Source organism: Nonomuraea sp. NPDC049421 (assembly GCF_040677005.1).
Taxonomy (GTDB): Bacteria; Actinomycetota; Actinomycetes; order Streptosporangiales; family Streptosporangiaceae; genus Nonomuraea; species Nonomuraea salmonea.
In genome coordinates this window covers 1-11,894 of record NZ_JBFAQA010000049.1, presented here as the reverse complement: position 1 = coordinate 11,894, position 11,894 = coordinate 1, and the positions used below count along the sequence as shown (strand labels likewise).

Annotated in this window: 9 protein-coding genes and 1 pseudogene; 8 read left to right on the top strand and 2 right to left on the bottom strand. The window is 72.1% G+C overall.

The features are described 5' to 3' along the window. Positions 1 to 177: 177 nt before the first annotated feature. Genes stsB through AB0K18_RS47655 form a run of 3 tightly spaced genes read left to right on the top strand, consistent with a single transcriptional unit; the run spans position 178 to position 3,143 of the window. A complete protein-coding gene (gene stsB / locus AB0K18_RS47665; RefSeq protein ID WP_364928967.1) occupies positions 178 to 1,644 on the top strand; it encodes a StsB family radical SAM/SPASM domain sactipeptide maturase in 1,467 nt (488 codons plus the stop codon). A gap of 21 nt (positions 1,645 to 1,665) precedes the next feature. After that, on the top strand, positions 1,666 to 1,944 hold the full coding sequence (locus tag AB0K18_RS47660; protein WP_364928964.1) for a PqqD family protein: 279 nt from the start codon (positions 1,666 to 1,668) through the stop codon (positions 1,942 to 1,944). Beyond that, a complete protein-coding gene (locus tag AB0K18_RS47655) occupies positions 1,941 to 3,143 on the top strand; it encodes an FAD-dependent monooxygenase (protein WP_364928961.1) in 1,203 nt (400 codons plus the stop codon). The genes AB0K18_RS47660 and AB0K18_RS47655 overlap by 4 nt, the downstream gene beginning before the upstream one ends. Before the next feature lie 49 nt (positions 3,144 to 3,192). Here AB0K18_RS47655 and AB0K18_RS47650 read toward each other — a convergent pair. After that, positions 3,193 to 4,371, bottom strand: a pseudogene (locus tag AB0K18_RS47650) (RNA-guided endonuclease TnpB family protein); the annotation flags it as partial. A 149-nt stretch (positions 4,372 to 4,520) separates the two neighbouring features. On the opposite strand from AB0K18_RS47650, the gene AB0K18_RS47645 reads away from it, so the two are divergent. Beyond that, positions 4,521 to 6,353: a S9 family peptidase gene (locus AB0K18_RS47645; protein ID WP_364928959.1), complete on the top strand. Its 1,833-nt coding sequence runs from the start codon at positions 4,521 to 4,523 to the stop codon at positions 6,351 to 6,353. A 6-nt stretch (positions 6,354 to 6,359) separates the two neighbouring features. Here AB0K18_RS47645 and AB0K18_RS47640 read toward each other — a convergent pair whose 3' ends face one another. Then, a complete protein-coding gene (locus tag AB0K18_RS47640) occupies positions 6,360 to 6,599 on the bottom strand; it encodes a LuxR C-terminal-related transcriptional regulator (RefSeq protein WP_345409094.1) in 240 nt (79 codons plus the stop codon). A 219-nt stretch (positions 6,600 to 6,818) separates the two neighbouring features. Here AB0K18_RS47640 and AB0K18_RS47635 point away from each other — a divergent pair, with 219 nt between their 5' ends. From AB0K18_RS47635 to AB0K18_RS47620, 4 genes are read left to right on the top strand one after another with little or no spacing between them, the layout of a single operon-like run. Next, on the top strand, positions 6,819 to 7,013 hold the full coding sequence (locus AB0K18_RS47635; protein WP_364928957.1) for an aroma-sacti cluster domain-containing protein: 195 nt from the start codon (positions 6,819 to 6,821) through the stop codon (positions 7,011 to 7,013). Continuing rightward, positions 7,010 to 10,147, top strand: coding sequence for an AAA family ATPase (locus tag AB0K18_RS47630; RefSeq protein ID WP_364928955.1), 3,138 nt, complete (start codon positions 7,010 to 7,012; stop codon positions 10,145 to 10,147). The genes AB0K18_RS47635 and AB0K18_RS47630 overlap by 4 nt, the downstream gene beginning before the upstream one ends. Further along, positions 10,144 to 11,130 (top strand): S8 family serine peptidase, encoded by a 987-nt coding sequence (locus AB0K18_RS47625; RefSeq protein ID WP_364928953.1) that lies wholly within the window; start codon positions 10,144 to 10,146, stop codon positions 11,128 to 11,130. The genes AB0K18_RS47630 and AB0K18_RS47625 overlap by 4 nt, the downstream gene beginning before the upstream one ends. Beyond that, positions 11,117 to 11,746, top strand: coding sequence for a GAF domain-containing protein (locus AB0K18_RS47620; protein ID WP_355425643.1), 630 nt, complete (start codon positions 11,117 to 11,119; stop codon positions 11,744 to 11,746). The genes AB0K18_RS47625 and AB0K18_RS47620 overlap by 14 nt, the downstream gene beginning before the upstream one ends. Positions 11,747 to 11,894 lie beyond the last annotated feature (148 nt).

Genomic DNA, 11,894 nt, shown 5'->3' with positions numbered 1-11,894 from the left:
GGCACACTCCATCGGCGGCTGGACCACCCCCGAGGCGACGCAGCAGAACTTCGAGCCGGGCATGCTCTGCGCGTGCGGTCTCTGGTCCGGGTCGGGACAGAACGCCCAGTAGCCGGCAGGCGAGCTCGCAGGTGCGGGCGGCCGCACCTGCGAGCCGACGCGACACAAGGAGTGGACATGCCCGGGAAGCTGACAGCGAACCGCGCCCTGTTCGAGGTGCCGGACGGGCTGACGTATTTCGCGCGCACCGGAGAATATCTGGTGGTCAATCCGCACGCCGGCGGCCGATGCGTGCTCGACGAGCGGGAATTCGGCGTGTTACAGGCCCTGGCCAGGACCGGCGAAGCGCTCGAACCCACCAGGGAGACCGAACGCACGCTCGCCAAACTGATTCTGAGCTGGGTCGTCTATTACAACGGCAACCATCCGAAGATCAAGCTGACCGAGCCCGCGTTGCAGACGGTTTATTACGCCATCACCGACGGCTGCAACCTGCGCTGCCCCTATTGCTACGCCTCTTCGGAGAAATGCCTGCCGGGCGAGCTCGACACCGCCGAATCCCTCGACCTGGTCTCGCGGATCGCCGACTTCGGCGCCGGGCTCATGGTGTTCACCGGCGGCGAGCCGATGCTGCGCAAGGACCTGTTCCAGATCGTGGAGCACGCCAACGAGCGCGGCCTGAGATGCAACATCATCACCAACGCCACGATGATCAGGACACCGGCGCAGGCCGCCAGGTTCGCCGAGTTGTTCGGCAACGTCACGGTCAGCATGGACGGCGCCACCGCCGAGACCCACGACCGCACCAGGGGCGCGGGAGCGTTCGCCAAGACGTACCGGGCACTGGAGCTGCTCAACGACGCCGGCGTGGCGCCGAGCATCAACCACATCGTCACCTCGGAGAACGTGCACCACCTGGAGGACTTCGCGACCTTCATGGAGGGGCTCCAGGTCAACTCGATCCGGCTGATGTACCACAACAACCTGGGCCGCGGGATCACCGACGAGTACGACTTCGGCTGGGCCGACCACCTGCGCGTCCAGCAGCTCGTGTGGACCGTGCCGGTCGCGGGGAAGCTGCGCCCGCTCGGCCCCAAGCCCATCTCGCCCTGCTCGATCAAGGGCAACTGCGGCATGGGCGGCAGCGAGATCTACATCAACTCCCTGGGCGACGTCTACCCGTGCAAGCTGGTCACCGGCCGCGAGCACTTCGCCGGCAACGTCAGGCGGCAGTCGCTGGAGGACATCTTCGCCACGCCCGTGCTGCGCGGCATGCGGACGAGCACCGTCTTCGGCGGCGAGTACCACGACGACTGCGAGCGCTGCTACATCAAGGCCACCTGCGGCGGCGGCTGCCGCGCCGCGCACATGGCCGAGTCGGGCGACGCCCGCAGGAACAGCCGCCACCTGTGCCGCATCCTGCGGCACGGCGTCGTCACCCAGATGTGGCAGGAGGCCGGCGTCGACCCCCGCGAGATCGCCGCGCACGACACCGAGATGACCACGCCGCGCCTGGTCGCCACCGGCGAGGTGCACGCGGTGCACGAGGACTGGAAGACGTTCGTCCCCGTCTCGCTGCCCACGCCCGAGCCGCCCGCCCGTGCCCGGGTCGGCGAACTGCTCCCGATAACTCCCATCCGATGACAAGACAGCAGGAGGTGGCGCGTGTCGCTCCGCATCAGTGACGCCGTGGTGTGGCAGGAGACGGGCGAGGGCATCTCGCTCTACCACACCGAGACCGGGGACTTCCGGACCCTGAACGAGACCGGCTCCAAGATCTGGCTCGCCGTCGCGGGCGGCGGCGAGGCCCAGCCGGTCGCCTCGACCCTGTCCCGCGAGTTCGCCGGCACCGACCCGGCCCTGATCAAGCGCATCGTGGCGGACGTGCACGCCTTCATCGGCACGATGGTGGACCAGGGCATGTTCGAGGAGAGCCCGGCGTGACCCGCGCGGTGGTCCTCGGCGGCGGCTTCGCGGGCGTGCTGGCCGCCGCGGTGCTGGCCCGGCACGCGGACGACGTGCTGCTCGTCGAGGGCGACCGCTACCCGTCAGTCCCGCTGCCCCGGCGCGGCCTGCCGCAGGCGCACCACAGCCACGTGCTGGTGACCGGCGGCGCGCGGGCGCTGGAGGAGCTGCTGCCCGGCACGCTCAAGGCCCTGTACGCCCATGGCGCGCACCGCCGCGACCTGACCGGCGACGCGCTGATCCTCAGCGCGGACGGCTGGTTCGCCCGGCACGACACCGGCGCGTACCTCATCTCGTGCACCCGCGCCCTGCTGGAGCACGTCGTACGCCGGAGGGCCCTGCGCGGCGTCACCGTGTGGCCGGACACCGAAGCGCTGGGCCTGACCGGCGACGCCGGCCGCGTCACCGGCGTGACCGTCGGCCGCGCGGGCGGCCCGCCGCAGACCGTGGAGGCCGATCTCGTCGTGGACGCGACGGGCCGCCGCTCGAAGGCCCCGAGCTGGCTGGCCGGGCTCGGCGTGCCGCAGATCGAGGAGACGGTGGTCGCCTCGGAGCTGGCGTACGCGACCCGCCTCTACCGGGCGCCCGCACGACGCGCCGCCGCCACACCGGCGATCATGATCCACCCGCACTCGGACGGCCCCGCGCGGGGGGCCACGCTGTTCCCCATCGAGGACGGCCGCTGGGTCGTCACCCTGACCGGCGACCCGCCCGTGAGGGAGCCCGGCTTCACCGCGTTCGCCCGCGGCCTGCGCAGCCCGCTCATCGGGGAGCTGATGGCCGCGGCCACGCCGCTCGGCCGCATCCGCCCGTACCGCGACACCGCCAACAGGCGGCGCTTCTTCGAACGCGCGCCCCTGCCGGAAGGGGTGCTCGCGATCGGCGACGCGGTCGTCGCGGTCAACCCGGTCCACTCTCACGGCATGTCGATCGCCGCGCTCACCGCACTCCGCCTGGACCGCGAGCTGGCCGGGCACGGCGGCGTCAAACCCTGCCGCACCCCCGAGCTCCAGGCCGCCGTGGCCGAGGTGGCGGACCCGTCGTGGCGGATGGCCGTCAGCCAGGACGGCGCCCCGCGGCACACCCTGCTGAGCCGGGCCGCGCTGACCAGCCACCAGCTCGCGACCCGGATCTTCCGCGCCCAGACCCTGATCGCCGAACAGGAGAGCACGCCTTGACATCCTCCCCCTCGTCAACGAGGGGGAGTCTCACGGTCGCCCGTGAGGGTTCCTGCTTCACAGCCGGTCGCCCCGTCCGAGAGGACTCTCGTTGAGGTCTTACACCCGCTCCACAGGCGTTTCAGCTCTCCGCCGGCCCGGCGGCGAGCACGTTCTTGGCCGCGTTGACGTCCCGGTCGTGGACCGCGCCGCAGGCACAGATCCATTCCCGGACGTTCAGCGACATCTTCTTTTGCAGGGCCCCGCACGCCGAGCACAGCTTGGAGGAGGGGAACCAGCGGTCCACCGCCACCACGCTCCGCCCGTACCACGCGGCCTTGTACTCCAGCATGCCCCGCATCGCTCGCCACGAGGCGTCGGAGATGGCGCGAGCCAGACTGTGATTCTTGACCATGGTGCGGACGGTCAGGTCTTCCACGGCGATCACTTGATTATCGTGAACAAGCCGTGTCGTGACCTTGTGCAGGTGATCTCTTCTGCGGTCGGCGATCCGGGCGTACACCCCGGCGACCCTGGCCCGGGCCTTGGCCCGGTTGTTCGACCCCTTCTCCTTACGGGCCAGGGCCCGCTGAGCCTTGGCCAGCCTGCGCCGATCCGCGCGCTCATGCTTGGGGTTGACGATCTTCTCGCCGGTCGAGAGCGTCGCCAGCGCGGTGATGCCCGCGTCCACACCGACGCTCCGCCCGGCGGGCGGGAGCGGGATGATCTTCTCCTCGACCAGGAGGGACACGAACCAGCGTCCCGCGCTGTCACGGGAGACGGTGACCGTGGACGGCCGCGCACCCTCCGGCAGCGGACGCGACCACACGATATCGAGCGGTGTGTCCATCTTCGCCAGTGTCAAGGTGCCCTCACGCCAGCGGAACGCCGAACGCGTGTACTCCGCCGACGCCCGGGACCTCTTCCGGGACTTGAACGCCGGGTACTTGGCGCGCCTGGCGAAGAAGTTCGCGAACGCCGCCTGAAGATGCCGCAACGCCTGCTGAAGAGGGACCGACGACACCTCGAACAGGAAGTCGAACTCGCCGCTGCGCTTCCACTCCGTCAGCCGCACGGAGGACTCTACATAGGAGACACGGCGGCCCTCAAGCCGGTAGGCGCGGGTGCGCTCCTCGAGCGCCTTGTTGTAGACGAAGCGGACGCAGCCGAACGTCCGGGCAAGCTCGCCGGCCTGCTCGGGAGTCGGATAGAAGCGGTACTTGTAGGCCCGCTTCACGATCTGCGCCACAACCCACAACCTACCGCCGATCAACAACAGATCGTATGCGTGTTCGATAAATACGGTCCGCCTGACGGCGAATCGGCTGCCCCCGCCCTGCTCCGCAGGGGTCCGATTCCTTCCCCGCCTGAAGGCGGGGGTTTCCACGGAGGTATCTGATGACCCGCCTGATCCCGCGCAGCCTGCTGTTCGGCAACCCCGCCTACCTGGCCCCCGCGCTGTCACCGGACGGCACCAGGCTGCGCTTCCTCGCCCCAGACGACGGCGTGCTCAACGTCTGGGCCGGCCCGGCCGACGCCCAGGACCAGGCCATGCCGGTCACCAAGGATCGCGGACGGGGCATCAGGTCGGCCGGGTTCTGCCACGACGACCGTACGCTCTACTACCTGCAAGATCGCGACGGCGACGAGAGCTGGCGGCTCTACCTCGTCGATCTCGACACCGGCGCCGAGTGCTGCGTCACCCCGTTCGAGGGCGTGCAGGCCCGCGTGCTCGCGCACAACGGTTCCCAGCCCGGCACGATGCTGATCGGCCTGAACAAGGACCGGCCCGAGCTGCACGACGTCCACCGCCTCGACCTGGCGACCGGCGAGCTCACCAAGATCGCTGACAATCCCGGCTACCTGAGCTGGGAGATCGACCCCGGCCTGCGCATCCGCGGCGGAACCACCATGAACCAGGACGGCACCCTCACCATCCACCTGACCAGGCCGGGAGCGCACGAGCCCACGCCGTGGCTGGAGGTGCCGCGCGAGGACGCCATGGGCACCCGCGTCGCCGGCTACTCCCGCGACGGCGAGACCATCTACCTGCTCTCGTCCATCGGCGCGAACGCCACCCGCCTGTACGCCGTGGACGCCGCCACCGGCCGGCGCACGCTCCTCGCCGCCGACCCCGTGTACGACGCCAAGGCCCTGGAGGTGGACCCGATCCACCGCCGCCCGCAGGCCGTGGTGTTCGGCCGCGACCGCGACGAGCGCCTGTTCCTCGACGACGGCTACGCGCGGGCCGTCACCCGGCTGAGCGACCGGCTCGCGGAGCTGGGCGTGCACGGCGAGCTCGACATCGACCGCTCCGAGCGAGGCGACCGCACGTGGGTCGTGACCGTGGTCGCCTGCGACGCGCCGATCCGCTACTACGTCTACGACCGGCACGAGGACCGTGTGCGCTTCCTCTTCTCCCACCAGCCCGAGCTGGAGCGCCACCGGCTCGCCGAGATGGAGCCGTTCGTGTTCGACGCCCGCGACGGCGTCGAGGTGCACGGCTACGTGACCTGGCCGCCCGGCGCCGAACGCCGCGACCTGCCGGCCGTGGTGAACGTGCACGGCGGCCCGTGGTGGCGTAACTCCTGGTGCTTCGACGAGGAGGCCCAGCTGCTCGCCGACCGCGGCTACGCCTGTGTCCAGGTGAACTTCCGCGGCTCGGTGGGCTACGGCAAACACTTCCACAACCTGGGCGCCAAGCAGTGGGGCGCGGCGATGCAGACGGACCTGCTGGACGCCGTCTCGTACCTCGCCGCCCGTGGCGCCGTGGACCCGGCCAGGGTCGCGATCATGGGTTGCTCGTACGGCGGATACGCGGCCCTGGCCGGCGCGGCCTTCACCCCTGGCGCGTACGCCTGCGCCATCGACCTGTGCGGCCCGTCGAACCTCATCACCCTGCTGGAGGGCGGCGCCGCCTACCGGCGCACCGTGGACACCTTCATGCGCGCCCACGTCGGCGACCCCGCCACCGAGCGCGACCTGCTGTGGGAGCGCTCGCCGCTGTCCAGGGCCGCCGACATCACGATCCCGCTGCTGATCGTGCAGGGCGCGAACGACGTACGGGTGCCCCGCCAGGAGGCCGAGCAGATCGTCGCGGCGCTGCGCGCGAGCGGGGTGCCGCACGAGTACCTGTTGTTCGAGAACGAGGGCCACGGGCTGCTCAGGCCGGAGAACAGGAAGACGTACTACGCCGCCGTCGAACGCTTCCTCGCCGAGCACCTGGCATAGAACCGGTCACGAGCACGCCGGCGGCCAGACGCCGACGTGCAGCAGCTCGTGGGCGTAGCAGTACGCCACCAGCTGGCTGCGGTTGCTGCATGCGAAGCGGTCGAGCAGCTTGCCGATCCGCTCGGCCACGGTGTACCTGCTCAGGCGCATCTCCCGCGCGATCCGCGTCGTCGTGTACCCGGTGGCCAGCATGACGATCAGCTGCCGGTCACGATCATTGATCAGGTCATCGGAAACAAGAGTCATGGAAGTCTCCGGACGGCTCGCATCGACCGCGGGCGCCCCGGACGAGAGCGCCTCCGATCTCGAACGCTAGGAGAGCCCGGTTGCGTACCGGTATGGCCCGGCCATGGCCCCGGTTAGCCGGAACGGCCGCTATGGCGCGGGCATGCCGCCGCCATACCGGCGCGAAACCGGCCGGACATAGCGTGCAGATCAGTGCCCACCTGCCCGGGAGGTTGACCGATGGACCGCGAGAAGCCTTTCGACGCGCTGGCCACGCTGCGCGCCGCAGGACACCCCGTCGACCTGCTGAACGAGCGGCAGCGGCAGGTGTTCGCCGAGCTGGGCAGGCCCGAGGTCGAGCTGCTCAACTCGATCAAGACCAGGCTGGACGCGGCGGCCGGCGAGGTCGAGGGCCAGGACCTCAAGCTCGTATGAGCACGAGGGCCGCCCGCCCGGCCCGCCGGCGCGTGGTCGTCGTTTTCGTCGACCTGGTCGGCTCGACCGAGCTCGCCGAGCGGCTCGACCCCGAGCTGCTGCGCACCGTACTCGACCGCTACCACCGCGCCTGCACCGCGGGCATCGCCGAGCACGGCGGCGTGGTCGAGAAGTACATCGGCGACGCCGTCATGGCCGTGTTCGGCGTCCCGGCCAGCAGCGAGGACGACGCGCTGCGTGCCGTACGCGCCGCGCACGCCGCGCTCGCCCGGGTCCATCGGCTCAGCGACGACCTCGCGCCCACCCACGGCATCCGGCTGGAGGTGCACTGCGGCATCGCGGCGGGGGAGGCGATGGTGACCGACCTGCCCGGCGCCGACCTGCGCGTCACCGGCGACACCGTCAACACCGCCGCCCGGCTGCAGTCGGCGGCCGGCGCCGGCGACATCCTCATGGGGGAAGAGGTGGCCCGCATGGTGCGCGCGCACGCGCAGGTGGAGCCGGTGCCGCCGCTGCGGCTCAAGGGCAAGCGCGCTCCCGTGCGGGCGTGGCGGCTGCTCTCGCTCGGCGCGCCGGGCGCCGCCCGGGAGGGCGACCAGGCGCCGCTGATCGGCCGCGAGGAGGAGGCACGGCAGCTCAGGCAGGCGTACGGGCGGGCCGCCCGCGACCGCCGGTGCTGCGTGGTCACGCTGCTCGGGCTGGCCGGCATCGGCAAGTCCCGGCTGGTACGCGACTTCACCGGCGGGCTGCCCGCCGAGGCGTCGGTGCTCGTGGGGCGGTGCCCGTCGTACGGGGCCGGCATCACCTACCGGCCCATCGCCGAGATGCTCGAAGCGCTCAACGGCGACTGGCCGCTCGTCGCGCCCGAGCTGGAGCCGGCGAGCGTACGGGCCCTGCACGGCCTCGCCGCCACCGACGGCACCTCGGGGGTGGAGGAGATCGCGCGGGCCGTACGCGGGCTGTTCGAGGCCCTGGCCCGGCGCCGGCCCCTGGTGGTGATCTGGGAGGACCTGCACTGGGCCGAGCCCACCCTGCTCGACCTCATCGAGCAACTGGCGGCCCGGCTGCTCGATGTGCCCGTGCTGCTCGTCTGCGTGGCCCGGCCCGAGCTGCTCGACCTGCGGCCCACCTGGGGCGGCGGGATCGCGTGCGCGTACGCGCTGGAACTCGGCCCCCTCGACACCGACGAGATGCGCGCGCTGGTCTCCTGTCTCGCCCCGCCTCCTGGCGAGGTGGTCGCCCACGGTGCCGACCCCCTGCTCGAACGGGTGGCGGAGGGCGCCGACGGCAACCCGCTCTTCGCCGAGCTGATGCTGGAGACGCTGGCCGAGGAGGGCGCCGGCGCGCCGCTGCCGCCCACCGTCCAGGCGCTCATCGCGGCCCGGCTCGACCGGCTGGGGGACGGGGAACGCGACGTGCTCGAACGTGCCGCGACCATCGGCCAGGTCTTCACCCGCGACCGCCTCACGGCGTTGCTCCCCGGCTCCTTCGACGCGGACGAGGCACTGTGGAGCCTGCTGCGACAGCGTATGATCCGCCGCGCGGAGCTGCCCGGTGCGTACCAGTTCACCCAGACCCTGACCAGGGACACCGTGTACGCGATGACTCGCAAGGACCTGCGAGCCACCTGGCACCTGACCCTCGCCGACCACCTCACCCACACCCCGCCACCCTCCACGGAGGACCGGGAGCCCTGCCACCCACCGGCCGGCTCCTTCGACGAGCCGTCGCAAGGGGACCTCGCGCACCACCTGGAGACGGCGTGCCTGCTCAAACGCGAGGTCCAGCCGGACGACCCGCTGCTGCCCGCGCTCACCGTACGCGCCGCCCGCGCGCTCATCGGGGCGGGCACCCACGCCGCCCACCGCAAGGACCTGCCCGCCGCACTCGCCCTGCTGGAGCGCGGACGCGAGCTGCTGCCGCCGGGCGACCCCGAGCACCGGCGGCTCGCCGTACGGATCTGCGACGCCGCCCTGGCACGCGGCGACGGCGAGCAGGCGTACGCAGCCGTCGAGGCCGCCGAGTGGATGCTGCCCGGCGACCGGCGTACCGGCCTGACCTGCGCGATCCAGCGCGAGACGCTGAGCCTGCGCTTCGGCTTCGCTCACCCCGCGCTGGACCCGCTGCGCGACCTGCTCACCGCCGAGCCGGACGACGACCTGAGCTGGTGCCGCTTCCACGAGCTGGAAGCGCTCACCCACCTGGGGGAGGGGCGCTTCGGCGCCGCGGAGGCGGCACTGCGCGCGGGCCTGGACCGGGCCCGGTCCCTCGGCGACCGCTACGAGGAGAACCGGCTGCTCAGCGGGGTCTGCGAGCTGGCCCAATGGTCGCCCACCCCGATCCCCGAGGGCCTGGCCCTGTGCACCGAGCTCTCCGCCAGGTTCGCGGACGACCGGGCCCTGCTCGTCCCGGTACTGGTCACCCAGGCCCGGCTGCTGGCCCTCGCAGGGCGGATACGGGAGGCCCGTACCGTCCTCACCACCGCCGCCCGCCACGCCACCGACCTCCACCTCGACCTCGCCGCCACGGCGGTCACCCAGGTGAGCGGCCTGGTGGAATCCCTCGACGCCCACCCCCGCGCCGCCGCCACCCGCTTCCGCCAGGCCGCCACCGCCCTGCGCACCGCCGGCCACCCAGGCCCTGCCGCCACCCTGGACATCTACGCGGCCCGCGAGCTGATACGCCAGGGCCGCCACAGCGAGGCCACCCAGACCCTGGCCCGCGTGGCGGCCGCGCACGCGCGTGACGGCGTGGGGGCCGCGGGTGCGGAGGACGACGTGAACGCCGCGCGGGCGCGTGACGACGTGCCGATCGCGGGCGTGCGGTTGCCGGCGCGCGGCGAGCTGATGTTGCTGGCCCTGCACGCCCGTCTGGCCTCGCTCGAAGGTGACCACGACCGGGCCGTCACGCTGGCCGGCGAGGCGGCGGAACGGCTCGACCGCACCGACGACCCGTGCCTGCGCGGCGACGTCCTGACCGAACTCGCCGACACCTACCGCGCGGCGCATCACCCGCGGCGCGCCGACGAGGCCGTTGACCTGGCCCGGCGCTCCTATGCGGCCAAAGGAGCCGCCTGGCCCCGGAACCGCGGCACCGGTCCCGGCGCCGGTCGCGGCGGGGAGGCGGCCCGATGAGCAGCAGCACGACAGCCTCCGCCGGGACGCCCCCGCCCCCGTGGCGCAGAGCCCGCCCCACCTCCTTCCCCGGCATGCCTGCCTGGGGCCAGGCCACCTCCCGCCTGGGCGTGGAGGCGTTCGAGGTGAGCCGCCACGGGGAGATCGACCGCGAGTGGGCCTGGGGCGGCTCGGACGGTTCCGGCGTCCGGGTCTGCGTGATCGACACAGGAGTGGACGGCACCCACCCCCTGGTCGGCGGCCTGGCCCGATCCCTGGTGGTCGTCCAGGGCGAGGCCCGTACGGACGAGGTGATCGCCGACACGGCGATGACCGCGACCACCGCGCGCACCACCAGCGGCACCGGACCACCGCGAGCAGAGGCGGCCGCCGTCATCGACTGCGAGCCGACCGACCCGGCAGGTCACGGGACGGCCTGTGCGGGCATCATCCGTTCGATCGCCCCCGCGGCCGAGCTCACCTCGGTCAGGGTGCTCACCGACGGCCGGTCGGGCAGCGGGGCGGCGCTGCTGGCGGGCCTGGGCTGGGCGGTGGACGAGGGCTTCGACGTGATCAACCTGAGCCTGTCCACCACCCGCCACGAGTTCCAGGGCCCGCTCCAGGAGCTGGCCGACCGCGCGTACTTCCGCCGCACCATGCTGGTGGCCGCCGCGCACAACATGCCGGTGGTCAGCTACCCGTGGACGTTCTCCTCCGTCATCTCGGTGGCCAGCCACGACGAGAACGACCCCCTGACGTACTACTACAACCCGGCACCGCCGGCCGAGTTCCATGCGCGCGGGGTGCGGGTCCCGGTCGCCTGGCCGGGCGGCAGGCGGATCCGCAGCACGGGCAACAGCTTCGCCGCCCCCCACATCACCGGCATCTGCGCCCTCATCCTGAGCAAACACCCCTGGCTGACACCGTTCCAGCTCAAGTCGGTGCTCTTCCTGGCCGCGAACAACGTCACAGAAGACCCTGGAGGCATCAATGGCCGTACGTGACCCGCTGCCACCCGGCGACGTCGAGCTCACCGAGCGCCGGCTGCTGATGTCCGTGGTCGAGGTGGCCAGGCACGTCTTCGACTCCGCCGCCGCCTCGATCTTCCTCATCGACGGCGACACCGGCGAGCTGATCTTCACCGCCGTCTCGGGCAAGGGCGAGGGACACCTGCTGGGCACGCGCTTCCCGCAGGGGACGGGGATCGCGGGGTGGGTGGCGGCGAGCGGCCAGCCGATGATCGCCGACGACGTTGAGGAGGTCGCGTACTTCGCCCGCTACGCCGCCGAGGCCACCGGCTACGTCCCGAGCAGCATCATGGCGGCCCCGCTGATCCGGTACGAGGAGTGCATCGGCGTCCTGGAGGTGCTGGACCGCTCGGACGCCCTGCGCGGCGAACTCGCCGACGTGGACCTGCTGTCCCTGCTCGCCACCCAGGCCGCCTGCGGCCTGGAGCTGCTGCTGCGCTGGCGCCACACGCACGCCGCCGCGGCCGCCTCGCGCGGCGACGACCTCCCTACGATGCTGGAACGCATCGCCTCCCGCATCCTGTCGGGCGGCGGCACACCCAACCCCACCGCGCTCAACCTGCTCGTCGCCGCCGACGAACTCCTCGCCTGAAGCGCTGTCGGACACCGATCAGGCGCCACCGGCGGCTACCTGTGGTGAGCCGGCCCGTGGTAGTGCGGCAGGTCGAGCGGCGGCACAGGGAAGCCACCGGCCGCCGGCTCCTCGGACAGTTCCTCGAACTCGGCCTCCACCTGCGCCT